Origin of the sequence: Paenibacillus sp. FSL R10-2736 (assembly GCF_038000245.1) — a bacterium.
GTDB classification, from domain to species: Bacteria; Bacillota; Bacilli; order Paenibacillales; family Paenibacillaceae; genus Paenibacillus_AQ; species Paenibacillus_AQ phytohabitans.
Map to the genome: position 1 here is coordinate 185,679 of NZ_JBBOBN010000001.1, position 25,847 is coordinate 211,525.

A 25,847-nucleotide genomic window follows, 5' to 3' on the forward strand; every position below is an offset into this window, starting at 1 on the left:
ACGTTCGCTCTGTCCTTTGTACCTGAGAGTTACCCTGCTATCCTGCCCGCAGGTTTCCCCGTTGGTGATCCGTTTCCTGTTGTCCAGGCTGTGGATGCTCTCCAGAGATGCGTCCGGCAAAGGTCCTTTTGCCTGAGAGATTCACCCATCCCGGGCTTACTCCTTCGGCGCTGCCCCTAAGGGTCAGTCTCTCCCTATGCCATCATTCGCAAACCATATGTTTTTCTACTGACTCCATTAAACCGGGTTTACAAGCACGCTGTCAATCAAAAAACGTCAAAAAGATGACAAATTTAATTTTCCTGTCAGTTATATTGACATTAGGCAAGGTCATAACTTAGGCTATAACTAAATTTAGAACTCCAAATGTGGAAAAGAGGCGGCTTGGAAATGAGTGAAGTGTTGGACAACCTGCTATACAGCGAAGAGCATGAATGGGCACAGCAGGGTGATGGACGCGTAGTACGTGTGGGAATTACGGATCATGCGCAGCATTTATTGGGCGACATCGTGTTTGTTGAGTTTCCGGAAGTCGGCGCAGCCATTACCGCAGGCGACAGCGTAGGCAGTATCGAGTCTGTTAAGACGGTGTCGGAGCTGTATTCGCCGGTATCCGGCAAGGTTACCAAGATCAACGACGCACTCGAATCCAGCCCGGAGCTGATCAATGATCAGCCATACGGCGGCGGATGGATTTTTGAGCTGGAATTAGACGGTGAGTTCGCAGATGCGGTATCCGGTCTGCTGGATGCGGCTGCTTATAAGGAACTGGTTGGGGAATAGTTTCAACCGTTTATGTACCCGGATTTTTAGAATAGGTGACTGAACTGGATTTACGAAAAGATGAACACGGCAGGCTTCTCTTATTACATTAGATGTCACTAATGTGAGAGGTCTGTCTTTTTGCGTTTCTGTATCACTCCGGAAAGCTAAGCAGCCCCGGATAAATGCGGGGAGCCAAGTGCCAAAGGGCGGGCAGCAGAGCCAGACCCGTAACGGCAAAGATAAGGCACAGCAATAGGAACCGGTATCTTTTTCTGGGACGGGTATTGGGTTTGAGCACGAAGTAATACACACCGGCCGAATAAAACGGGAAAAGCACCACGGCAGACATGCCCATACAGACCAGAAATGTGGATTCCCCGGCGGAGGAAGGGATCATGGCTTCCGGGTTATAGACCGGATTGATCTGCAGAAAGAGGATCACAAATGTCAGATAAGCGAAGAGTAAAAGAAGAGGGAAACAGCGGATGCGTCCATCCTCGGACAAACCGTACAGCATCCACCAGACCCCGAGCCAGGGCAGGGCAAAGGCTGCGCCGGCAATAAGGAAGTCAATGCCTATATACATCAGTTTATCGGGAGGATACACATGGGCCAGGTCCCCCCAGAAGTAATCGGAGGAGAAGAACATCATAAATACAGATAATAAACCAATGAAGAAGGTAATTATTCCCTGGGCAAAAACAATCATGATCAGCGAAACCAGCTGCCGCAGAAAATAGAGAAAACGGGTGGCGTCCGGTGTCGTTCCGTTTGTAGTCTGCATAGCGTTCAATCTCCTTATACTAGCAAATGGTTGCCGTGCCTTCTCATCTGCAGAACTCTGAGCTGATTCGCTTGCGGATTCACGTTATTCTTTCTCCTGAAGCTGCCGCAGGACAATGAGTTCGACCCGGCGGTTTTTTTGCCGTCCTTCAACGGTAGTGTTATCGTAAGCAGGTCTGGTATCCGCGTAACCGGCATATTGGAAAGTATCGGGGCTAAGCCCCTCGTTATCCAGGAAGAAGCGCAGCACAGAGAGTGCGCGGGCGCCGGATAGCTCCCAGTTATCCGTGTAATCTGAAGCGGCGGTTACCGGAACATTGTCGGTATGTCCTTCGATGCTGATCGTAGCACCGATTCCGCGGAACAGGCCGGAGAGCTGGCGCAGTGCCGGGAAGGCAGGTGATTTCAGCTCGGCTTTGCCGGCATCGAACAGGAACCGGTCGCTAAGCGTGATGGCAATGCCCTGCGGTTTATCCGCTACAAAGATCTGCTCCCCAAGGTTGTTATCTTCCACGTATTTGGTAATTACACCCATAAGCGCGGCCAGTTTGGCCTCCTGCTCACGAAAAGCGAGCTCACGCGCCGAAGGCTGGTGTTCTGCAGTTTCCCCGTTTTGCCCGGATGTATCTGTGCCCGTCCCGGTTCCGTTCGAACCACTCTCCTTCACATTGCCCCCGGAAGAAAGACCGCCACCGGTGCTTCCGCCTGCTTCCTGTTCATTCGAGACTGCGGCTCCGGTGTTCCCCTGATTACCATCCAGCACTCCATTTCCGCCTTCAAGCACAGGACTGCCGCTCTTAAAGGTATCAGATAATGAACCGGTAACGATCGCGTATTTTTGCGTATCCAGACTGCTCATGGCGTACAGGATGATGAAAAAAATGAGCAGAAGCGTAATCAGATCAGCATAGGTAATCATCCAGCGGTCCCGGTTCTCCTTACCTCTACTACGTCCCTGGCGGCGGTTTCTTTGTCTCATAGCGGGTCTCCCGGGTTATTATTGCTGCTGCGTCTAGGTGAGACATCGGGAATAAAGGCGGTCAGTTTTTTGCGGACCAGATGCGGATGATCCCCATTCTGCAGGGACAGGATACCGACAAGCAGCATCTCCATGCTGCCCAGTTCGCTTTGGCTGCGGGATTTGATTTTGGAGGCGATGGGTAAAAATATAAGATTAGCACTGGCTACGCCATAGAGCGTTGCTGTAAAAGCTACAGCGATCGAGGCCCCCAGATTAGAGGGATCCGTCAGATTGCTCAGTACCCGTATTAATCCCATTACGGTGCCGATGATGCCCATAGTCGGAGCATAGCCGCCGGCGGCTTCGAAGATTTTGGCATAGCCTTCATACTTCAGTTCCTTGGCGTCCATCTCCAGTTCAAGAATTTGCCGGACCTGATCAGGATCGGTGCCGTCGACAATAAGAAACAGCCCTTCGCGGGTAAAGGTATCGGGATGCTCCTCCGCTCTCTTCTCCAGCGCAAGCACGCCGCCGCGGCGCGTAATCGCCGCCATGGAGATCAGCTCTTCGGCCTTCTCCTGGGTGGTGTCGGGATGTCTGCCGAATGCCAGGCGCAGAGCCGCCGGGACGCTGCGTAATCTGGAGGCCGGAAAACTGATGAGTACAGCGGCAAGGGTGCCGCCGAATACGATCAGCGCGGCGTTCAGCTGCAGCAGGCCGGATAAGCTTCCGCCTTCCCAGAGAAAGCCGCCGATCATTGCGGCAATGCCTGCCAGCAGGCCGATAATTGAAGTGATATCCATAAGTTCAAGCTCCTTAAATTTCTATATATTATGGTTTGCATCAATCTGGGCAACGCTGTATAATAAACGGGAACGTGTATTCCTATCTTCCATATTTTTCAGTACGGTATGGATAGGCAACTATTAGGGCTACAATTATAATATATTCATATATTTTAGACGATAGAGGGGAGACGGGCAAATGAGTGATATTGTCGTCAGTACAAAGACATTTGAACTGGAGTCCGAGTATACACCCCAGGGCGATCAGCCTCATGCCATAGAAGAATTATTGGACGGCATCCGGCAGGGCAAGAAGCACCAGACGCTGCTGGGAGCGACAGGTACAGGCAAGACCTTTACCATCGCACAAGTGATTTCCAAACTGAACCGCCCGACGCTGGTCATTGCGCACAACAAGACGCTTGCGGCGCAGCTGGCGAGTGAGTTCAAAGAATTTTTCCCGAACAATTCCGTTGACTACTTCGTCAGTTACTACGATTACTACCAGCCTGAGGCGTACATTCCTTCCTCCGATACCTTCATAGAGAAAGATTCCAGCATAAATGAAGAAATTGACAAGCTCCGGCACTCCGCCACCAGTTCGCTGTTTGAACGGCGTGACGTTATTATTGTTGCGAGTGTGTCCTGTATTTACGGCCTCGGTTCGCCGCAGGAATACGGAAGTATGCTGTTGACACTGCGGGTAGGGATGGAGAAGCCGCGCAATCAGATTCTGAGCAGGCTCGTGGAGATCCAGTACCAGCGCAATGACATTAACTTCGTACGCGGGACGTTCCGGGTACGCGGCGATGTGGTCGAGATCTTCCCGGCTTCACAGGGGGAGCATGCGATCCGTGTGGAGCTGTTCGGAGATGAGATAGAGCGCATTACGGAGATTGATGTTCTCACAGGAGAGCTGATTGGTGAGCGCGATCATATAGCGATCTTCCCGGCTTCGCACTTTGTTACCCAAGAAGAAACAATGCGTGTAGCTATTATCAACATTGAGCGGGAGCTTGAGGAACGGCTGGCCGTGCTTCGTGATGCGGGCAAGCTGCTGGAAGCCCAGCGCCTGGAGCAGCGGACGCGGTATGATATTGAGATGATGAAGGAAGTGGGCTTCTGCTCCGGTATCGAGAACTATTCCGGCCCGCTCACCTTCCGTGAGCCGGGAGCAACTCCATATACCTTAATGGATTACTTCCCGGATGATATGCTGATTGTTATTGATGAGTCCCATGCAACGCTGCCGCAGATCCGGGCTATGTATAATGGTGACCGTGCGCGTAAGACTGTACTGGTGGAGCATGGCTTCCGCCTCCCGTCCGCGCTGGATAACCGTCCGCTGCAGTTCGAGGAATTCGAAGAGAAAGTGAACCAGATTGTATATGTGTCTGCTACACCGGGACCGTACGAAATGGAGCACTGCGATACTATGGTGCAGCAGATTATCCGTCCTACCGGCCTGCTGGACCCGATCATCGAAGTACGCCCTACAGAGGGGCAGATCGATGATCTGATCAGTGAAATTCGTGACCGTGTGGAGCGTGATGAGCGTGTACTCGTTACAACACTTACGAAGAAGATGTCCGAGGATCTGACCGATTATTTCAAGGAAATCGGGATTAAGGTGCGTTATATGCACTCCGATATCAAGACGTTGGAGCGGATGGCTATCCTGCGTGATCTCCGCCTCGGTACGTTCCATGTACTGGTGGGTATTAACTTATTAAGAGAAGGTCTTGACCTGCCGGAGGTCTCCCTTGTCGCCATCCTCGATGCTGACAAGGAAGGCTTCCTCCGCTCCGAGCGTTCACTCATTCAGACGATCGGCCGTGCGGCCCGTAACTCTGATGGACGTGTCATTTTGTACGGCGACCGCATTACGGATTCCATGGAGAAGGCGATGAGCGAAACCCAGCGCCGCCGTGAAATTCAGATTGCCCATAATGAGAAGCACGGCATCACGCCTACGACAATCAACAAGAAAGTGCGGGACATCATCGAGGCCACTAAAGTGGCCGAGTCGAAGGCCGATTATCTCACCGGCGCCGGCGGCAAGCTGAACAAGAAAGAGAAGCAGAGCCTGATGCAGCGTCTGGAGGCCGAGATGAAGGACGCGGCCAAGAACCTGCAATTCGAACGCGCCGCCGAGCTGCGCGATGCTTTACTCGAACTGCGGGCCGAGTAAGCTGGCCCCGCCAACACTTACACTTAATGATCACGGAACGGCGCTTCACTGGCCGTTCTTTTTGAAGATACATTTGCACTTAGCGCATCCCGTAGGGACAGCTGCAGTTACGCCCTTAGCGCATTCCGCAGGAACAGCCGCAGTTCGCGCATCCCGTAGGGACAGCTTGTAGTTACGCCCTTAGCGCATTCCGCAGGAACAGCCGCAGTTCGCGCATCCCGTAGGGACAGCGTTATCGGCAAGCAGTAGCGAGCCGTATCCTGCTCTAACTGTGTCCTGCTCTACAGTATAGCGGTCCCGTAGGGACTAGCGCTCCCGTTGCCCCAGTAACCAATTCCATCCCAGTCCTAACTCTTTCCGCCGAGCTTGCGGGTGTCCAGAGGGTGCAACCCTTGGGGCCCTCCCTTGGAAGGGAGGGTTTGGGAGGGATCGAAAATATTTTAAATAGCTTTTGAAATAGAACTTTTGAATTAAGTTTTTAAATAGAAAAAAACTTGCTTTTGAAATAGTTTTTTATAAAGGAGAGGTACCGTTGGCGAACGAAAGTATAATAATCAAGGGCGCAAGGGCCCATAATCTCAAGAACATCGACGTAACGATTCCGCGTGACCGCTTCGTTGTGCTGACGGGACTGAGCGGCTCGGGTAAATCATCTTTGGCATTCGACACGATTTATGCCGAGGGCCAGCGCCGTTACGTTGAATCGCTGTCTGCCTATGCCCGCCAGTTCCTGGGTCAGATGGAGAAGCCGGATGTGGATTCCATTGACGGGCTATCCCCGGCGATATCAATTGACCAGAAAACTACAAGCCGTAACCCGCGTTCAACCGTAGGTACGGTTACAGAGATTTATGACTATCTGCGGCTGCTGTTTGCCCGGGTTGGACATCCCCATTGTCCGGATCATGGCATAGAGATTACATCACAGACTGTGGAACAGATGGTTGACCGGATTATGCAATACCCGGAGAAGACCCGCCTGCAGATTCTGGCACCTGTGATTTCAGGCCGTAAGGGTGAACATAAAGGCTTGTTCACGGATATCTCCAAGCAAGGTTTCGTTCGTGTGCGTGTTGACGGTGAGCTTCGCGAAGTTACGGAAGATATTGTACTGGAGAAGAATAAGAAGCATACAATTGAAGTCGTTGTTGACCGGATTGTTGTTAAGGATGATATAGAGACACGTCTTACTGATTCATTGGAGACTGCACTGAAGCTGTCAGGCGGTCAGATTCTGGTCGATGTGATGGGCCAGGAAGAGCTTTTATTCAGCGCAAGCTTTGCCTGCCCAATCTGCGGGTTCAGTATAGAAGAGCTTGCTCCGCGTATGTTCTCGTTCAACAGCCCGTTTGGTGCCTGCACGGAATGTGACGGGCTTGGTGTGAAGATGGTAGTCGATCCGGATCTGCTGATCCCGGATGCGGAGAAGTCCATCGAAGAAGGTGCATTCTTAGCCTGGACAGGAAGTACGTCGAACTACTATCCGCAGTTCCTGAAGTCGGTATGTGAGCATTTCAAAATTCCGCAGAATGTTCCTGTCAGCAGCCTGTCACCGGAGCATATGACCAAGCTGCTGCACGGAACGGGCAGTGAGAAGATCCGCTTCCGTTATGAGAACGACTTTGGCCAGCGCAAGGATGCACTTGTTGCTTTTGAAGGAATCATCCCGAATCTGGAGCGCCGTTACCGCGACACTGCCTCTGAAGGCATCCGTGAGTTTATCGAAGGCTTCATGAGCGCCAAGCCATGCCATGTCTGCAAAGGCAAAAGACTGAAGAAAGAGATTCTGGCCGTGACGATTAATCAGCAGAATGTTGCCGATGTTACGGATCTTTCGATTGGAGATTGTCTGGACTTCTTCGAGAATCTCAAGCTCAGTGAGAAAGAAACGGCCATCGCTAACCTGATTCTTAAGGAAATCAGCAGCCGCTTAGGATTCCTTGTAAATGTAGGGCTGAACTATCTGACGCTTAGCCGCGCAGCGGGCTCGTTATCCGGCGGTGAAGCGCAGCGGATCAGGCTGGCTACACAGATTGGCTCCAGTCTGATGGGGGTCCTGTACATTCTGGATGAGCCGAGCATCGGGCTTCATCAGCGGGATAATGACCGGCTGATTGCAACGCTGGCTCATATGCGCGACCTGGGCAATACTCTGATCGTCGTTGAGCATGATGAGGATACCATGATGGCTGCCGACTATATTATCGATATTGGTCCCGGTGCCGGAATACATGGCGGACAGGTAATTGCTCAAGGTACACCTCAGGAGATTATGGACGATCCAAACTCTCTCACTGGTGAATACTTAAGCGGACGAAAATTCATCCCTGTTACCTCCACACGCCGTCCTACCGATAATGAGCGCTGGATAGAGATTCGCGGGGCTAAAGAGAATAATCTGAAGAATGTAAATGTGAAGATTCCGCTTGGTGTCTTTACAGCAGTAACCGGAGTATCCGGTTCCGGCAAATCTTCACTTATTAACGAAATTCTTTATAAGAGCCTGGCACGCCAGCTTAACAAGGCCGTTAAGGTCCGGCCCGGTGTGCATAAAGAAATCCGCGGTCTGGAGAATCTGGATAAAGTAATCGAGATTGACCAGTCACCGATCGGGCGTACACCACGCTCCAATCCGGCCACGTATACAGGCGTGTTCGATGATATCCGCGACTTGTTCTCCAAGACCAATGAGGCTAAGGTACGCGGCTTCCAGAAGGGGCGCTTCAGCTTCAATGTGAAGGGCGGCCGCTGTGAGGCTTGCCGTGGAGACGGGATTATCAAGATTGAGATGCACTTCCTGCCCGATGTGTATGTGCCTTGTGAAGTCTGCAAGGGCAAACGGTATAACCGCGAAACGCTGGAAGTGAAATATAAAGGCAAGAGTATCTCCGATGTATTGGAGATGACCGTCGAGGATGCAACGGAATTCTTCAAGAATATCCCGCGTATCCACCGCAAAATGCAGACGCTGCTTGATGTGGGTCTGGGCTATATCAACATCGGCCAGCCGGGGACAACCTTGTCCGGTGGTGAAGCGCAGCGCGTGAAGCTGGCTTCCGAGCTCTACCGCCGCAGTACCGGCAAGACGCTGTACATTCTGGATGAGCCGACAACCGGCCTGCATGTAGATGACATTGGCCGTCTGCTTGAGGTGCTGCACCGTCTGGTGGATTCCGGTGAATCGGTCCTGGTCATTGAGCATAACCTCGATGTAATCAAGACTGCTGACTATATTATTGATATGGGGCCGGAAGGCGGCAGCGGCGGAGGAACGGTGCTTGCGACCGGAACGCCGGAGAAGCTGATTACTGTCGAGGAATCCTACACAGGCCGGTATCTGAAGCCAGTCCTCATCCGCGATACTGAACGCACTCAGGCGCTTGAACTTCAGACCTCTGATACGGTGTAACCGGGGGAAGCTGCAAACTTAAATAGCCCATGGTCCACTGCGAGGTGGGGCATGGGCTGTTTTTTTAATTACAACTCACTACGGATGCCGAAGATCACTTTGAATTGATTGCGCGCTTTTGTGGCTTTCTTGAAGCCATCCTGTGAATCCAGAATCCATACCGTTCTTCTGATCCAGACTCTTATATACAGGGAACGGCATTTAACAGGCCCGATAATTCCCCGTGCTTCGGTCTCTGTACCATCAGGCTTCTCAGTTTCAGTTCGTACCAGCCATCTGTTTCCTATTCCGAATTCGATGTATTTCAAGCCGGCGGGCACCTCCAGTTCTGCATGACTGATCATAACATCGTCGTCAGGAGTTTTACAGTGAGGGTTGTGGCATGCGATTTCATGTGTGCAGACAAAAATTAAGCTGACGGCAGAGAAGCAGAACTGGCATAACTACAGCATGTCCGCAGTAAGATTCAAAGAGATGGTTTTGCGTTGAATGATTAGCAGAGGCTGTTTGCAGTTGCAATAGGAATCAGCTCCTTGAAAATCAAATATCACAACGAATGGTCAATGATAAATATCTCTGAATTTTAGCTGATTTCCGGCTTCGGAAATATTTTTTATGACAAATACATAATTTTTAGACAATTTCTATTGCGTCACTGAAATGGTAGCGATAACATAGAAGGTGATATGGATTAGATGAACTTGCTTGACAACACTTTCAGGGAGGGATTGCCATGCTGCTTGCAGAAGCTGCCGCGCAAGAACCGTCTACATTTCATACCTTCGATGTATTTATGATTCTATTCACGATCCTTATTCTTATCGGTGTGGTCCGGTTATTGAAAGCTCCGCAGAAGAACAAATTTGCAATTGGCTTCGGAGTGGTGAGCCTGCTGGTTTTTGCAGTCTCTGACTATGCAATGATTATGAATTGGTTCAGCTAAGTTCAGGCACAACTAACTTCAGAAGCAAGGTCTTTCAAAGACACCTTTATCCGCCACCCGGCGAGCCTAAAGGCGTCTTTTTTTAAAATGATATAGCATCAGCTGTACAGGAGAAAGGGGGAAGGCGATGAACGGGGGAAAGAATGCAGTTGCCCGGAGTAGCGTTGTGCTGTTGTGCGGGTTGATATTGTCGGGATTCACAGGTAGTCCGCTGTCTGCATTTGGCGCAGTGTACGGAGGGACAGGCCCTGTAACGGCTGGACAAATAGGCGGAGTCAAACCCGTTAACAAGGAGCAAGTGGCTAAACCCGCAGTGGATCCGGTACCACAAATTATCCGCGCTGTGTCGCCATCGGTCGTGGGCATTATCGGCAAAGCCAGTGGCGACCCCGTAGGCCCGGATGACCGCTACAATCTGACACACGGGTCCGGAATTATCGTCAAAGCAGACGGGTGGATTATTACCAATGCCCACGTCATGGAGGGGCTGCAGAATGCAGTGGTGGTTACCTCAGACGGCAAGAGCTATAACATCACGGATACATATTTGGATGAGGTGAGTGACCTCGCTCTGATCAAGATTACAGCCAAATCCCTGAAGCCGGCAAAGTTCGCCGCTAGCCCGGCAGGCATACAAGTTGGAGAAAAGGTTATAGCGATCGGTACGCCTATTTCGTTCTCCCTCAGAAATTCGGCTACCGTAGGAGTAATTAGCGGCCTCAACCGTTCGGTCGATGCGGCTTACCGGCTGATCCAGAGCGATACTGCGATTAACCCCGGCAACAGCGGAGGGCCGCTGGTCAGCATGAAGGGTGAGGTGCTTGGGGTCAACAGCTTGAAATATGCGGCAGTGGGTGTGGAAAATATGGGCTTCTCCATTCCGGCGGATACGGTGCAGTATATTATGAATCAGCTGCTCAAATACGGTGAAGTCCGCCGTCCGAGTCTCGGAGTTGAGCTGGAGGAGAGCTGGCCCGTCATTGTCGGGCTGCCTACCGAGGAGCCTTTAACGGTTACGAAGGTGGTCACTGCAGAAGCACGGAAGGCGGGGATTGCCGAGGGAGATGTACTGTATGCGATAGACGGACACCGGGTCACGTCACTTGTGGACATTAACGAATGGTTCAAGCAATACAAACCGGGTGCAGTGGTCAAGCTGCTCATGCAAAGTGACGGCGATATCGTCGCCAGAAGCCTTGTTCTGGGGCAAGGTGATCCTCTGGTGAATGCGGAAGAGGCGGAGGTGGATGGCGATGATCAGGCGGAAGAGTAGAAGGCTTGCAGAAGCAGGGACGCGGCGATTGGGGAATAAATCTATACCCCGCGGACTGTCTGTCATGTTGGTAGTGCTATTGTTGCTGGCAGTATTTCCGGGCATGAATGCCTATGCGGCAGAAACTCCGATTCTAAAGCTAAGCCTTAAAGTAGGCAGTACATCTGCAAAGGTTAACGGGGAACCGATAGTGATTCAGAAGCCTTTTACGGAGAGCGGGGCGGTCATGGTACCGCTGGGGATTTTCAAAAAAGCATTCGGCAGCACAGTCTCGCTTGAAGGTAACGATGTGGTGAAGGTGATGTACGGTGCGCATACCGGAGCGATGACGATAGGCAGTACCACTGCCTGGAAGGATGGCATCAAAATTAAGCTTGCTGCGCCGCCGCGGATGGTTTCCGGTGTGCTGATGGTGCCCCTGCGGTTCGTGACCGGAGTGCTCGGTGCGCGGATCACTGCAGCAGATGGCGGGGGATTGCTGGTTACACTTACTCCTTCGGAGAAGGATACAGCAGCAGAACCGGAGAGCGGCATCGACAGTGATGTCGGCAAAACCCGGATCGGAAACAGTTATTTTGAATGGAGCATGAATTATCCGCCCGGACTTGTTGTGGGTGACAGCGGGGGGAATGAGAATGTAGCGACTTTTATGAGTGCGGAGAATGATTATTATCTGGAGGTCCATGCTTCACCGCAGGAGGTGCTGCTTGATCTGGAAGGGCTGCTGGAGAATCTGGTGCGGTCATCGGAGGAGGGCGGAGAGACTGTACTGGACAGGGAGGTCGTGCCTGAAGCTAAGGTTCCTTACGCCCGGATAGTCAGCAAGGATTCCAGCGGAGCGCTGTGGGAAGGCAGACAATATTATGCTGACGGCAGGTTGTATGAAATATATCTGACGGATGATAACGCAGTGAACTATAAAGATCTGGATCAGTATGCCGTGCTGCTGGACTCATTCCAACCTTCCTTCAATTCTTCCGACAAAAGCATCCGTGATCTCTCCACAGTCACAAACGGGCTGCGCGAAGGATACAACGAAGACTACGGAATCTCGCTGCTGGTGCCGGCGGACTGGAATGTGGATGACCAGCATTTATATTATGAGAGCAAACAGGGAAGCTATCTGCGTGTAAAAGTGAGCTCTGCCCCTGCGGGATCAACGCTCGAGAGCTGGAGCCGGGAACTGGGGTCGCAGCTGCGTGACACCTACGTGACCGAAGCTTATTCGCTGAAGAGCGGCATCGCAGGCGAAGTCTCCGGTGAGCCGGTATTGATCAATGAAATCGGACTTAATCCAGGCAACGGCTGGAGTACGGAATATCAGATTTTGCTGCTGAAGAACGGCTACCGCTATTATTTTGAATACCGGACAGCATCAGGACAGGATGGCGACAAGGCGCGGTTCACAGATGTGCTAAACTCCATCGAAATTGATTTTGCGCAGATCAAGGAGAACTTTGGCCGTCTGGAAACCGGTGATTACGCGCTGCTCAGCACAAAGTCGATCTCTAAGAGCTCCAAAGCTTACGGCTACAGCATTGATATTCCGCGCCTGTGGACGCCGGTTCAGGATGTTTTTGAGAGCCAGACCGTGGAATACCGCTTCACCGGCGGACGGTTCCAGATTTATGCCAGTCCGGATGTTACCATGGAATATGCCGTCAGCCAGCTGCAGAGCTATTATCAGAACACCAAAAAAGACCCGAAAGGGCCGCAGGTGAAAGGCCTGGAGGAAACCGCCTTTGCGGGAGTGCCTGCCACAATTCTGACTGTACAACAAACTAAGAACAACATCCCTGTGAACATAAGGAATATTATCTTCAGCAAGAATGATGTGGTGTTCACGATCACCGTCACGCTGAACGATGCCAATGCAACAGCCAGCCAGCTGGCGGTGTTGGAGAGGGTGCTGGGGTCGTTTGGGTGGGGGGAGTAGAGGGAAGGTTAGGTCCCTGAACTAGTAATAAAAAACAGAAAAATAACGTCCCGGGCTACCAATAAGCCGGGGCGTTATTTTTGTTGAATTTTAGAATGGATTCAGCATTAAAATGGCTAGTGGTTATCACAAAAGGAATCCTGACATTTAATATACAAAATTAAGTGTAACGTCCTTTAACAGTGGTGCTTTCTCATCTTTAGCAGACAGTACTGGTATAACATCAATCGGCCACTCAATGGCGATATCAGGGTCATTCCACAGAATCCCGCCGTCGCATTCAGGTGCGTACAACTCGTCGCATTTGTATTGGACTTCTACATCCTCAGTTAGCGTCATGAAGCCGTGAGCAAAGCCTTTAGGGATCAGAAGTTGCTTCTTGTTCTCGGCTGTAAGTTCAATTCCGAACCACTTTCCGTAAGAAGGACTGCCCTGACGGATATCTACAGCCACATCAAAAATGGATCCGCGTGTGCAGCGGACAAGCTTGGTCTGCGCTTTTGGATTTAATTGAAAATGAAGTCCCCGCAGGGTTCCCTTTACAGCTGAATAAGATTGATTGTCCTGAACGAACTGATAATTGATGTTTTGTTCCTGAAATTTAGCCTCGCTGTAGGTTTCCATGAACCAGCCGCGGTGGTCTCCAAAGACTGCCGGTTCGACAACGAGAACATCTTCCAGATTGGTTTTGGTAAACTTCATCTTATTCACTCTTTCTAGTTTTTAAAATTGGATTTTACCAGTAGCAACTTTGATCAGATACTGTCCATAGCCGGTCTTGCTCAGCTTATGTCCGCAGTCCAGCAGATGTTCCTTTGTAATCCAGCCGTTGATATAAGCAATTTCTTCAGGTGCGGAGATTTTAATGCCTTGGTGATCTTCAATTGTTCTAACGAAATTGGTGGCATCAACCAGACTCTGGTGAGTTCCGGTATCCAGCCAAGTAAACCCGCGACCAAGCAAGGCGACATCCAGTTCTCCCAGCTTCAGATAGGCCTCATTAATCGAGGTGATTTCCAATTCTCCACGGTGCGATGGCTTCACTTCCTTAGCTAAAGAAACCACCCGGTTATCATAGAAGTACAGACCAGTAACAGCGTAATTGGATTTAGGATGCTCTGGTTTTTCTTCAACGCTTAGAACCTTGCCGTCTCCGTCAAATTCCACCACACCAAAGCGTTCGGGATCGGGCACGTGGTAGCCGAATACGGTTGCCCCACTTTCCTTTCCGGCAGCTTCTTTCAAGATTTTGGTCATGCCGTTCCCGTAGTATATATTGTCTCCGAGAATCATAGCCACGGAGTCTTCGCCAATAAACGATTCGCCCAAAATAAATGCCTGTGCTAGTCCATCCGGATTTGGCTGGACAATGTACTGCAGTGAAATTCCGAACTGGGAGCCGTCGCCGAGTAAATGCTCGAACCGTGGTGTATCCTCAGCGGTAGAAATGATAAGAATCTCTTTGATACCTGCCAGCATCAGCGTAGACAGAGGATAATAAATCATTGGTTTGTCATAGACCGGCAATAACTGTTTGCTGGTCACCATTGTGAGAGGATAAAGGCGGGTCCCGCTTCCTCCCGCAAGAATTATGCCTTTCATAACTAATTTCAACTCTCCTTTTGCTACATATAAATTTTGGGAACAGTGAGATCTTTTGCGTATTTATTCTTTTCCATTCATATTTTACGCTGGTTGTTCTTGCTTTGTCTATTAAAGCAAGAATGAAGGCTTGTATAAAGATATTTTAGAGTTAAAAATTCATCCAAGTGTTTCTATTTTGCTGGCAGATAGCTGTGATATTTGATACAATTGATTAGTTAGAGGGATGACATACATCCGCCGGAACGGCGGTTTAGGAGGATATAAATGAAAGAGCAAGGATTACGCAGAGAAGACGTGGAGCTGCTGGCTCCGGCGGGAGACTGGGACTGCATGCGTGCAGCGGTGGCGAACGGGGCGGATGCTGTCTTTTTTGGCGTAGAGAAATTCAATGCACGGGCCAGAGCTAACAACTTCCGCATGGACGAGCTGCCGGAGATTATGGCCTTTCTGCACAGCTATGGAGTGAAGGGGTTTCTGACCTTTAATATACTGGTGTTTGAGAATGAGCTGCCGGATGCAAAAGAACTGATCGATGCCTGCGTGGATGCCGGTGTGGATGCGGTCATTGTACAGGACTTGGGTCTGGTCCAAATGATCCGTGAGATCTCTCCGGATTTCCCGATTCACGGTTCTACGCAAATGACGATTACTTCACCGGAAGCGGTGGAATTCACGAAGCCTTGGGGGCTGGAGCGTGTAGTGCTTGGCCGTGAAAATAATCTGAAGCAGATCCGCACGATTGGCGAACAAGCCCGGCTACCGATGGAGGTCTTCGTGCATGGTGCGCTCTGTGTATCCTACTCCGGACAGTGTCTGACTTCCGAAATGTGGGGCGGACGCTCTGCGAACCGCGGAGAATGCGCTCAGGCCTGCCGCCTGCCGTATGACCTGATGGTAGACGGAGAAGTGAAACCGATGGGTGATGTAACCTATCTGCTGTCCCCGAAGGATCTTGCTGCTATTGATCTGATGCCTGAACTGATTGAAGCAGGAGTGACCTCTTTCAAAATTGAAGGCCGGCTCAAGACTCCGGAATACGTAGCAAATGTGGTCAGTAAGTACCGTAAGGCGATTGATAAGTATTTTGACGGCAACTGGACACCTACCTCGAAGGAGGACATGCGTGAGCTGCAGCAGAGCTTCTCGCGCGGCTTCACTCATGGTTTCCTGGACGGCACTAACAATAAGAAATTAGTCGATGGCACCTTCCCGAAAAGCCGGGGCGTGTTCATGGGAACCGTTGAACAGATTCTGCGCGATGGCGTGGTCTGCCGTATTCATGCTCCGCTTAAGCGCGGAGACGGAATCGTGTTCGATGCCGGAGATCCGACCAAGAAGGAAGAAGGCGGCCGCGTCTACGATCTGCGCCGCAAAGGCGTCAAGCTGGAGGGCGAAGCCGGCGAAGGCTGGATTATCGACATCGTGCCCGGCCGCAATGATGTGGATCTGCGCCGTCTCCATGTTGGCGACCGCATCTGGAAGACGAATGATCCGGCACTCGACAAGGCGCTGCGCCAGTCGTATGAGACCGAGAAGCCTTACCGGGTATTCCCGGTTCACGTGAGAGTGCAAGGCTGCGCCGGTGAGAAGCTGACGACTTGGTGGACGGACATTCAGAAGAAGGTAACCGTCCGTGTGGATTCGGAGCTCGCGCTGGAGACAGCGCAGAAGCGTCCGATGGATACCGCGCTGCTGGAAGAACAATTCGGCCGCCTGGGCGGAACCGTATTCCAGCTTGAAGCGCTGGAGTCGCATCTGCAAGGCGACGTGATTGTGCCTATGCGCGAGCTGAACAGCATCCGCCGCCAGGCGGTGGAGCTGCTTGCAGGCGAGCGCCCGAAGCCTCCCGTATATGTGAAACGGGAGGTAGAGGTCTACGGCGGCGCCTCCCGCAGGGGCGCCGCAGAGGCGCGCGGTGAAGCGGAGCTCACCGCGCTGTGCCGCAGCCTGCCGCAGGTGCAGGCTGCGCTCGAAGCCGGCGTGACGAGCATTTACGCCGATTTCGAGTTCATCAAGCAGTTCCCGGCGGCAGTAGACGCTGTGCGGGCTGCAGGGGCCAGCATTACGCTGGCCACTCCGCGTATCCATATGCCGAACGAGAACGGCTACCATGCCAACATCCTGCGGCTGCAGCCGGATGCTGTGCTGGTGCGCAATACCGGCGCGCTGTATTATTACCTGCGCCACCGGATGGAGCATCCGGAAGCTGTGCATCCCCGGCTGATCGGCGATTTCTCGCTGAACATCGCCAACCACAGAGCGGTTGATCTGTTCCTGAATGCCGGCTGTGACATGGTGACACCGTCGTATGACCTGAACATCCAGCAGATGGTTGATCTGCTCGGACACAGCGACACCTCGCGGATGGAGGTTGTTATTCACCAGCATCTGCCGATGTTCCACACCGAGCACTGCGTGTACTGCACCTTCATGAGTGAAGGTACTGACTACACGAACTGTGGTCGTCCTTGCGAGGAGCAGCGTGCTTCACTGCAGGACCGGATCGGCATGTCCCATCCTGTCCGTGTAGACGAAGGCTGCCGTAACACTGTCTATAACGCTGTCGAGCAGTCCGGTGCAGAATACCTGAATCACTTCCGTGAGCTTGGCGTATCTTCTTTCCGTGTAGAGTTCCTAGAGGAAACACCGGAACAGGTAGCTGAGGTTATCAGCCTATACAGCCGCGCACTGCGCGGAGAAATCTCCGGAACGCAGGTTTGGAAAAGTCTGAAGGCCACCAACCAGCTTGGGGTTACACGCGGGCAGTTGGTTAATGCGAAGTAAGTATCGTTTTTACTGAACTTGCTGTACATTCCTTATTGAAGTCCAAATTATTATATGAAGCCAGGGTGACTCAAGAGCTTATAATAAGCATTTGAAAGCGCCCTGGCTCTTTTTGAATATACAGTAACCATTCCTAATATATAACAATATAACTGCCAAAACACTGACTGAACTGCTATAATAAATTTAATTATGCCAAGTTTCGCTGGAAACTGGATGGAGAAAAGAAAAGAATACAGAAGGAGTCCTGTCATGAAGATCCGTAAAGCTATTATTCCCGCAGCTGGTCTAGGTACCCGCTTCCTACCCGCAACTAAGGCAATGCCCAAAGAAATGCTGCCGATTGTAGATAAACCGACAATTCAATACATTGTTGAAGAAGCAGTGGCTTCCGGGATTGAAGATATTATCATTGTGACGGGGAAGGGCAAGCGTGCGATTGAGGACCATTTTGACAACTCATTCGAACTGGAATTCAACCTGGCTGAGAAGCAGAAGTGGGAGCTGCTGGAATCGGTACGTAAATCCTCGGAAATGGCCGATATCCACTACATTCGTCAAAAAGAACCCCGCGGCCTTGGACATGCTATCTGGTGCGCACGGAAGTTCATCGGTAATGAGCCGTTTGCGGTGCTTTTGGGAGATGACATCGTAGAATCAAATAAACCTTGTCTTAAACAGATGATTGAAGTGTACGAGCAGTACAAGTCCTCTATCGTAGGCGTTCAGCCCGTGCCTTGGGAAGAGGTTTCCCGCTACGGGGTGGTCGATGGATCTGAACTGGCAGAACGTGTCTATAAGGCCAACCGGCTAGTCGAAAAGCCGAAGCGTGAAGATGCACCATCCAACCTGGCGATCCTGGGACGGTATATCCTGACTCCGCGTATCTTCGACATGCTTGGCGAACAACAGGTGGGCGTAGGTGGAGAAATCCAGCTTACCGATGCTATCTCCCGTTTAAGTGAAGTGGAGCGGATCATAGCTTATGATTTCGAAGGCAAACGTCATGATGTCGGTGAAAAAATGGGCTTCATTCAGACAAGCATCCATTATGCGCTTCAGCATGAGGAGCTCAAAGAAGGGCTGTTGCAGTATCTTAAAGAGGTTATAGAAAATGAGGAAAGACTCATTAGTAGATAAAAGTTCATCTTGAGGCTAACAATCAGCTACTATGTATCCTTGCCAATTCAATATTAAAATGTAAAAAGCGGCCCACTGTACTCAGACAGGGGTCGCTTTTCTATATGTGTTCAGTTATTTAGTTCAGTATTGTGTATTTACAATACTATCAATCGCTGCAGCCTCGGCAGGATCAGCTGCAATGAGCTTATCGTACACAGGTTGATCCTGTGCTGCCCCAGCCTTTTTCAGTGCAGCTAAATACCAGCGGGCTGCTTCGCGATTGGCTGCATCACTGTAGTCATCGCTCAAGGCAAGCTTTAAAGTCGCTGCGGCTGCCTGTACCTGACCCGCCATATACTGGAGTTTCCCAGCATTCAAGTTGATTGACGAAGGAACAGGCTGGCCTTGCAGATCAGATGCCACTTGATTGTAGGCATCCAGTCCAATATTGAGATGAATGATTTTGTTAGCCTCATCCTGCTGAGTGAAGGATTGTTGTGCCAGTTCGAAGGCACGGGCAATCAGAGAGCTATACCAGTTAGTGTCCCATAGTGTTGTGCTACTGACGATATCTGCATAATTTTCTGCAAAACCGAGCTTCAACGTAGCAGCAGCTTGGTCAGCTTGTCCTGACAGCATTTGCAGCTTGCCGGCATTCAATGCAATTGTTGGCGTGATTGAGAACGGACGGCCCTGCAGCTGTTCAGGCGGCAAAGTCTTCAGGTGCTCTACCCCGTCAACCACATGCTGGTATGCTTCAAGACCGGCAGTCAGGTACACCTGTTTCTTAGCTTCGTCACTTTGCACATCGGCTGCAGCTGCAAAAGCCTGTGCACGGCGAATCAATGCTTCATACCATTCGATATCCCAATTGAATTTATCTGCGTTGTCGCGGTAAACATTGAAGCCCAGATCACTTTGTCCTTTGAGTTCGTAGTAATTAATCAATTGCTTCAGTAAATCTTTATTGTAAGGCTCATCCTTGAGTGCACGGCTCAGAACATCATAAGCTTCAGCCAGATACTGCTCATCTTGTGATTGTTTAAACACCGTCAGGTCAAGGGAAGCAAGGTAGATTGCTGCTTCCGGCTGGAAAGGACGGCTCTTCAGCGCCTCGACCAGCGGGGTCTTAATCTCTTCATAGGATTGGCTTACGTTAACCAGGTTCTTGCCCTTAATTGCGGCATTACTGGATCCGATATAGCTGATGGACAGGAAGAGCAGGAATACAGAGCCGATGGCCAGCACAGCAAAATACCCGAAGCGTAGCCCAGCCTTGTTCCAGCTCTGGCGCAGGGGCTTGTTGTCCATTACGGCGCCCATACCAGCCAAACCGATGAACACCAGAATCCCCATGAACGCGTAACTCATATTAAAGTCCAGCAGACTGTGAACAAGAATAGATAGAGCGATAATGTAGAAGAAGAACCCATTGTTGAATTCATCCTTATCCCGTTTCAGGTAAGCGCGGATGTATTTATAGAAAATATACCCGATAAAGCCCATAAACACGATAAATCCGACGATTCCCACTTCAATTAAATACTGCAGGAAGAAATTGTGAACCTGGCGGCTTACATAAGGGTTGTTCTGATAATGTTCATAAAGGGAAGCCCAGCCTCCACCGCCGGATCCAATGATCGGATAATCCTTAACAACCTTCATGGCATCTTTATAGAAAGTAAAGCGTTCGAGTACACTATGCTGTTTGAAGTTGATGTTCTCCAGCCGTGTTTCAATATTATCAGGCAAAACGCTGCGTACGCTTGTCCCAATAAGCAGGAAGGCAGCGATTCCTACAAGAACGATTGAGCCGAGTGGAATCCACAGCCCGGTCATTTTACGTGTTTCCCAGCTTCCCAGCTTAATTTGCAGCCACGGAGCAACGAAACGCTGAATTGCCCAGCCAAGAGCTGCAACAACCGCTGAGGCCACAAGCAGGTACGCCCAGGCTTTTAACGCGGCTGACGATGTGAAGGTTGTATTCAGCTCTGTTCCAAGCGTAGTTAGCGGGCTGGTGACCAGCAGAGCAGCGATACCGGAAATCGCAAGATGAATAATCCAGAGAATCTGCTGGACAGGTTTAAGGAAGAGCAGCAGCAGAATGAAAACTACCGGCAACATTACAAGTCCTCCACGGGACAAGGTCAGTAGTAGAGACACAATAATCGGTACAAGCATGAAGCTGTGAGTCAATGTGCCGTACCATTTTTTAGAGCGGACGAGTGCGAACACTGCAACAAACAAGAAAGCCATCAGGAACGCAGCGTAAGTGTTGGCATACTGGAAAATAGAAGTCAGACGCAGGCCGTTAGAGTCTGTCATCACAGCATCCAAATATTTACCACCGCGTACGGTATTAGAGAACCAGCCTACAAGGCCTCCAGCAAATTTCCAGCTTCCAAGCCAGTTCAGCAGGCCAAACCCCACGATGAAATAAGCGATCGCCAGAATGGCATTCTGAATGACAACATTTAGTTGCTTTTGCTGAAGCAGATATAACGCTATAATGAATATTGCGACATACATGCTCTGTATAAACAGCAGGTTCATCGCCATATAATGCGATACAGCGCCAATAAGCGACAACGCGTAAGTAGCGGGAAGCAGCAGAGAGGCGGCAGCCAGCAAGTCACGCTGTCCTTCCAGCTTGAACTTTGTGAAGTACAAGCCTATCCATACCAGCAGCAAGAGGCTGCTCAGCAACGATGACACATAAATCGGCTTCTCGAAGTCGATTTGCTGCCCATTAAATAATCCCACTTGAAACGGGGTCCAAACCAAAAAGACAATGAAACCAATAACCAAAGCCCATATGTAACTGGATATCTTTTCAACATTTCTCGACTGTACAGCATTTTTACCGTATACTGGTTTCGACACGTTTTAATCTCCTTTTCCTGTAGGTACGTGGATATTTTAACATAACGATAACTTCGATTACTACTATCGGACAACACATTAGAGACAAGGGGAGTTGACAGTACTTATTGTACCATCTCTGAACCATTCTTCTATCCAACTTGATTTAGATAGAGAGAATGCGTGGACTTTAAATATATATTATCTCTAAATTAGAGGGAATTCCTAAATTTCGCTAATAAATGAAGGGGCTTAAGGATGAAATTCAAGAAAATTATACTTGCTCTAATAGGATTTATCTTGGTGGTTGTATTCTTTAATATGTTCACTGGATATCAAAAAAGTGAAACTAGATTAAGTCTTGAGTTTCAGGTGAATTCTGATCAGGCTGATAACTACCAATTATTTTATATTATGAATAAGGATCAGGAATGGACAGAAGAACAATCGCTTCATCAGGACTATGGGCAAAAAGGAGACTGGGTAAATCTCAAGTATGATTTACCTAAGAATGTTTACTCCCTTAGATTTGATATGGGGAATCAAAGGGCTACAGTCAAGATTAAAGATGTTAAGTTAAAAGGTAACTCAAGTGTAAACATTCCACTTAGCGAAATAATAACTCAAGAGCATGAATTGAAGATAACAAGTCAGAAAGATAAGCAAATAGAACTTCAAGTATTAGATTCTGATCCGTATGTTATTTTAGATATTAAAGCCCATCGTGATGCGGCAATAGAGGGAAAAAGTTTTCTGAGTATTTCGATAATTTCATTAAGTAGTGTCGTTGCAACGTTAATTAGTCTTTACATTATAAACTCCATTAAAGAAGTTTATAGATTCTTGAGAGAGATATTTAAGGGTAGAAGGCTGATTTTCAGCCTAGCTAAAAATGATTTTAAAACTAAATATGCGTCTTCCTACTTGGGAATAGTCTGGGGGTTCATTCAACCACTACTAACCATTGTGACCTACTGGTTTGTATTTCAGGTAGGGTTACGAAGTGGTAGTGTATCGGATGTTCCATTTATTTTGTGGTTTATAGTTGCCATAATTCCATGGTTTTTCTTCTCAGAAGCTTTGTCTAGTGCTACAAATGTGTACTCAGAGTATAGTTATCTTGTCAAGAAGGTTGTATTTAAGATTGAACTTCTTCCTGTAGTAAAGATTATTTCAGCTTTATTCGTACATTTGTTTTTTATTTTATTTATATTCGTGATGTATACTGGATATGGATATTACCCTGATTTATACAGTTTTCAGATGTTATATTATTTAATTTGTACAATCATGCTTGTTTTTTCGGTGTCTCTAGTCACATCTGCAATTGTGTTGTTTTTTAAAGATTTAAATCAAATCATCATAATAATTTTGCAAATAGGATTTTGGTTCACTCCTATTGGATGGTCATACACTATGTTACCTGATTTTTGGAGTAATGTTTTTAAATTAAATCCAATGTTCTATATTGTAGAAGGCTATAGAGATACTTTCATTTATAGCGTTTCATTTATACAACATCCCTACTATACTCTTTATTTCTGGATGTTCTGCTTAACAGCACTTGTAGTTGGAATAAAGAGCTTGAAAAAGTTGAAGCCTCATTTTGCAGATGTAATATAAAGTTGTAAAGGTGGAGTAAAGTTTTGAATGAGATAATCGAAATTCAAGATGTTGTAAAATCTTATAAATTATACGATAAACCCATAGACCGCTTGAAAGAGGCTCTTTCCATATCTCATAGAACGTATCACAAAGAATTCAAAGCTCTTAACGGTATCTCATTTAAAGTTGAAAAGGGAGACGCTCTTGGGATTCTAGGTAAAAATGGATCGGGTAAATCAACGCTGTTGAAGTTGATAACAGGAGTCTTGTCACCTTCAAGTGGGTCTATACAAGTAAAGGGTAAGATATCTGCAATTTTGGAGTTAGGAGCTGGATTTAATCCAGAGTACAGTGGCAAAGAGAATGTGTACTTAAATGGTCTGATGATGGGCTTTAGCCGTGAAGAAATTGACAGCAAAATGAATGATATAATTGAATTTGCAGATATTGGTGAATTTATTGAGCAACCTGTAAAAATTTACTCTAGCGGTATGTTTGCAAGGTTGGCTTTTGCTGTTTCTATTAATGTAGAGCCAGATATACTTATTGTTGATGAAGCTCTTGCTGTTGGGGATGTACGTTTTCAAACGAAGTGTATTGATAAAATGAAAGAGTTGAAGAGTAAGGGGACAACAATATTGTTTGTATCCCATGCAACTGAGCAAGTGAAGAGGTTCTGCAATAAAGCAGTATGGCTTAAGGATGGTAAAGTGCAAGCATCAGGAGAATCATCTGAAATTGCTGATCTATATGAAGATTTCATGAAATACAATACTGAACATGTTGTGGAACAACTTAATGAAGAGGGAGATAAACCGATTGGAGTTTCTCAAGATGAGGAACTTATAAGACCAGAAGATCCCGATTTAATAGCCGCAATTACAAAAGTGGGACTAAACAAAAATAATTTTAAAACCTTTGATGAATTATTAGTTGATATAGAATATGAAGTCTATTCAGATAGTATTGAAGACCTATTATTAGGGGTTGCGATTTATACCCCTGATCGAAAATATATATTTGGACCGAATACACATCTGGAGAAAATTGATATACCAAACAAGTTTGGGAGGCATAGGGTTAGGTATATAGTTCCTAGTTTACCGTTGCTTGGCGGTACTTTTTGTCTCGATGTTGGACTGTTTAATAATGAAGGAATTGTATGTATGCATTATAAAGAAAATGTTGTTAACTTTGTTATTGCTAATAAATACTTTTCAGAAGGTTTAGTGTATATGAATCATAGATGGGAAGTGTCAAAATGAAGAACAGTGCCTTTGATCAATACCAAAGATACAATAACATAAGAAATATTATAAATGAAATGCGGTGTGATAATGAGAAGTACCGTATTCTTGAAGTCGGAGCTAATGAACACCGTAAGTTAGAGAAGTTCTTACCTTTAGATAATATAACTTATTTAGACATTCAACTACCTGAAGAGTTACAAAAAGATCCGAGTTTTATCCTCGGAGATGCAACTGATATGGATTTTCCTGATGGTGAATATGATGTGATTGTTGCATTGGATGTATTTGAACATATTCCCTCAGAAAAAAGAAACCGATTTATTGAAGAATTATATCGTGTTTGTTCACAGATATGTATTATTACTGCGCCATTTTATTCTATGGAGACTGTAGACGCAGAGTCAAGGGTAAATTCTATATACAATAGTTTATTTGAAGAGGATTATATCTGGTTAGCTGAACATAAAGAGAATGGACTGCCTAATGAGGATGCACTGAAGGAGTATCTTCATGAAAAAAATATGAAATTTAAAATAGCAGGTCATGGAAGATTAAATATCTGGGAGAAACTAATAGGCTTTCATTTCTTTGCTGCAAAGTATCCAGAATTAACGGTTTATCGTCAAGAAATTGATAAGTTCTATAACTCGCACATATTTGACTATGATTATACGGAGGATTCCTATAGAAAAATTGTTGTTTTAGAAAAAGGAAGAGAGCTTAACTTATCGTTTGGAAAACCATTAGAAATACCTGCAGAAACTTTAGAAAAGTTAGACGCAATGGAACGCACATTCTATAATCTTTGCTCAATGCTTGACAAGAACAAAGAAACTAATTTGAAATTAGATAAAGTTCAAATATTTATTGATTTAGGTCAAGGATATAACGAGTTGAATAGTAAAAACTTTCAGTTCAATGATAACGAGTTAAATAAGACGGCTTTTGTTGATCTTCGTGGTCTTGGTGTTATAAAAAGTATTAGAATAGATCCTTCGGATTATAGCGGCTGTTATAAAATTGAAAACCTCCGAGTAATTAGGGCATTTAATGAAACTGTCATAAAACATCGATTTTCGGGGAATTTTGAGTTGGAAGATTTCAATATTTATTTTTTTGAAAAAGATGATCCAAACATAATATTAAGTCTAGAATCAGAGATGGAGCTTGAAGGTTTTGAAATCCAGATTAAGAAACTAACCATGGGCGAGATTATCAATCACTATGTTAATACGCTAAGTATTAAAGAGAGTGAAATTCTGGCTATTAATGATGTATCTAAACTGCAATTAGCGATGAAAGATACGCATATTAATAATTTGAATAATGATAAGCATAAAATGGAAGGACAAATGAAAAAATGTACAGATGAAATTGAAAAATTCGAGAATAAATTATCCGAGAGTAGTCAAGTTATTGCGAATTTAAAAATAGAAAATACAGCTAATGAAGCAAAAAAACATGAGTTGATGCAGCAGTTAGCTGAAAAGGAGCAAGAGTTAATTAATATTTATAACTCTAAAGCATGGAAGTTTGTGACTAAGGCGAGGAAAATATTGGGGAAATAACTAAC

The 25,847-nt window shown here is 47.7% G+C and carries 18 protein-coding genes and 2 riboswitches; of the genes, 11 read left to right on the plus strand and 7 right to left on the minus strand.

Features of this window, described 5'->3' with window-relative positions:
* Positions 1-7 precede the first annotated feature (7 nt).
* Positions 8-107, minus strand: a riboswitch (glycine riboswitch).
* A gap of 3 nt (positions 108-110) precedes the next feature.
* Positions 111-206: riboswitch (glycine riboswitch) on the minus strand.
* 184 nt (positions 207-390) lie between these two features.
* Positions 391-783 carry a glycine cleavage system protein GcvH gene (gene gcvH, locus NSQ73_RS00755; RefSeq protein ID WP_340985117.1) on the plus strand — a complete coding sequence of 131 codons (393 nt, stop codon included), beginning with the start codon at positions 391-393 and terminating at the stop codon, positions 781-783.
* Between the two features lie 133 nt (positions 784-916).
* Here the strand turns inward: gcvH and NSQ73_RS00760 are convergent, their stop codons facing one another.
* The 3 genes from NSQ73_RS00760 to NSQ73_RS00770 all read right to left on the minus strand — a co-directional run bounded on the left by NSQ73_RS00760 (position 917) and on the right by NSQ73_RS00770 (position 3,312).
* Positions 917-1,549, minus strand: coding sequence for a hypothetical protein (locus tag NSQ73_RS00760; RefSeq protein WP_336101238.1), 633 nt, complete (start codon positions 1,547-1,549; stop codon positions 917-919).
* Positions 1,550-1,633: 84 nt separating this feature from the next.
* Positions 1,634-2,527 carry a flagellar motor protein MotB gene (locus NSQ73_RS00765; protein WP_340985118.1) on the minus strand — a complete coding sequence of 298 codons (894 nt, stop codon included), beginning with the start codon at positions 2,525-2,527 and terminating at the stop codon, positions 1,634-1,636.
* A complete protein-coding gene (locus NSQ73_RS00770) occupies positions 2,524-3,312 on the minus strand; it encodes a flagellar motor protein (protein ID WP_340985119.1) in 789 nt (262 codons plus the stop codon). The genes NSQ73_RS00765 and NSQ73_RS00770 overlap by 4 nt, the downstream gene beginning before the upstream one ends.
* Positions 3,313-3,493: 181 nt before the next feature.
* Here NSQ73_RS00770 and uvrB point away from each other — a divergent pair, with 181 nt between their 5' ends.
* Positions 3,494-5,485: an excinuclease ABC subunit UvrB gene (gene uvrB / locus NSQ73_RS00775; RefSeq protein ID WP_042140176.1), complete on the plus strand. Its 1,992-nt coding sequence runs from the start codon at positions 3,494-3,496 to the stop codon at positions 5,483-5,485.
* 532 nt (positions 5,486-6,017) lie between these two features.
* Entirely contained in the window at positions 6,018-8,894 is a 2,877-nt protein-coding gene (gene uvrA / locus NSQ73_RS00780; protein ID WP_171717091.1) for an excinuclease ABC subunit UvrA, read from the plus strand.
* 68 nt (positions 8,895-8,962) lie between these two features.
* Here uvrA and NSQ73_RS00785 read toward each other — a convergent pair whose 3' ends face one another.
* Positions 8,963-9,202 (minus strand): DUF3977 family protein, encoded by a 240-nt coding sequence (locus NSQ73_RS00785; RefSeq protein WP_340985120.1) that lies wholly within the window; start codon positions 9,200-9,202, stop codon positions 8,963-8,965.
* A gap of 425 nt (positions 9,203-9,627) precedes the next feature.
* Between NSQ73_RS00785 and NSQ73_RS00790 the strand changes: the two genes are divergently transcribed.
* The 3 genes from NSQ73_RS00790 (at position 9,628) to NSQ73_RS00800 (ending at position 13,046) form a co-directional block, all read left to right on the plus strand.
* Entirely contained in the window at positions 9,628-9,837 is a 210-nt protein-coding gene (locus NSQ73_RS00790) for a DUF2759 family protein (protein WP_039307102.1), read from the plus strand.
* Positions 9,838-9,964: 127 nt separating this feature from the next.
* Positions 9,965-11,110 carry a S1C family serine protease gene (locus tag NSQ73_RS00795; protein ID WP_340985121.1) on the plus strand — a complete coding sequence of 382 codons (1,146 nt, stop codon included), beginning with the start codon at positions 9,965-9,967 and terminating at the stop codon, positions 11,108-11,110.
* Between the two features lie 64 nt (positions 11,111-11,174).
* On the plus strand, positions 11,175-13,046 hold the full coding sequence (locus NSQ73_RS00800) for a stalk domain-containing protein (RefSeq protein ID WP_340985122.1): 1,872 nt from the start codon (positions 11,175-11,177) through the stop codon (positions 13,044-13,046).
* Between the two features lie 147 nt (positions 13,047-13,193).
* On the opposite strand, the gene rfbC is transcribed toward NSQ73_RS00800, so the two are convergent.
* Positions 13,194-13,748, minus strand: a complete 555-nt coding sequence (gene rfbC / locus NSQ73_RS00805) for a dTDP-4-dehydrorhamnose 3,5-epimerase (protein ID WP_340985123.1) — start codon at positions 13,746-13,748, stop codon at positions 13,194-13,196.
* Positions 13,749-13,769: 21 nt separating this feature from the next.
* Positions 13,770-14,648, minus strand: coding sequence for a glucose-1-phosphate thymidylyltransferase RfbA (rfbA, locus tag NSQ73_RS00810; RefSeq protein WP_340985124.1), 879 nt, complete (start codon positions 14,646-14,648; stop codon positions 13,770-13,772).
* 267 nt (positions 14,649-14,915) lie between these two features.
* Here rfbA and NSQ73_RS00815 point away from each other — a divergent pair, with 267 nt between their 5' ends.
* Both NSQ73_RS00815 and galU read left to right on the plus strand, forming a co-directional pair.
* Positions 14,916-17,435, plus strand: coding sequence for a DUF3656 domain-containing U32 family peptidase (locus NSQ73_RS00815; protein WP_340985125.1), 2,520 nt, complete (start codon positions 14,916-14,918; stop codon positions 17,433-17,435).
* A gap of 252 nt (positions 17,436-17,687) precedes the next feature.
* Positions 17,688-18,575, plus strand: a complete 888-nt coding sequence (gene galU, locus NSQ73_RS00820; RefSeq protein WP_042140171.1) for a UTP--glucose-1-phosphate uridylyltransferase GalU — start codon at positions 17,688-17,690, stop codon at positions 18,573-18,575.
* Between the two features lie 123 nt (positions 18,576-18,698).
* Here the strand turns inward: galU and NSQ73_RS00825 are convergent, their stop codons facing one another.
* Positions 18,699-21,440 carry an O-antigen ligase family protein gene (locus NSQ73_RS00825; protein ID WP_340985126.1) on the minus strand — a complete coding sequence of 914 codons (2,742 nt, stop codon included), beginning with the start codon at positions 21,438-21,440 and terminating at the stop codon, positions 18,699-18,701.
* Between the two features lie 237 nt (positions 21,441-21,677).
* Between NSQ73_RS00825 and NSQ73_RS00830 the strand changes: the two genes are divergently transcribed.
* From NSQ73_RS00830 to NSQ73_RS00840, 3 genes are read left to right on the plus strand one after another with little or no spacing between them, the layout of a single operon-like run.
* The gene (locus NSQ73_RS00830) at positions 21,678-23,042 is read left to right on the plus strand and encodes an ABC transporter permease (protein WP_340985127.1); all 1,365 of its coding nucleotides are present in this window, start codon (positions 21,678-21,680) and stop codon (positions 23,040-23,042) included.
* Between the two features lie 23 nt (positions 23,043-23,065).
* The gene (locus tag NSQ73_RS00835; protein ID WP_340985128.1) at positions 23,066-24,289 is read left to right on the plus strand and encodes an ABC transporter ATP-binding protein; all 1,224 of its coding nucleotides are present in this window, start codon (positions 23,066-23,068) and stop codon (positions 24,287-24,289) included.
* Positions 24,286-25,842, plus strand: coding sequence for a class I SAM-dependent methyltransferase (locus NSQ73_RS00840; RefSeq protein ID WP_340985129.1), 1,557 nt, complete (start codon positions 24,286-24,288; stop codon positions 25,840-25,842). Before NSQ73_RS00835 ends, NSQ73_RS00840 begins: the two co-directional genes overlap by 4 nt.
* Positions 25,843-25,847 lie beyond the last annotated feature (5 nt).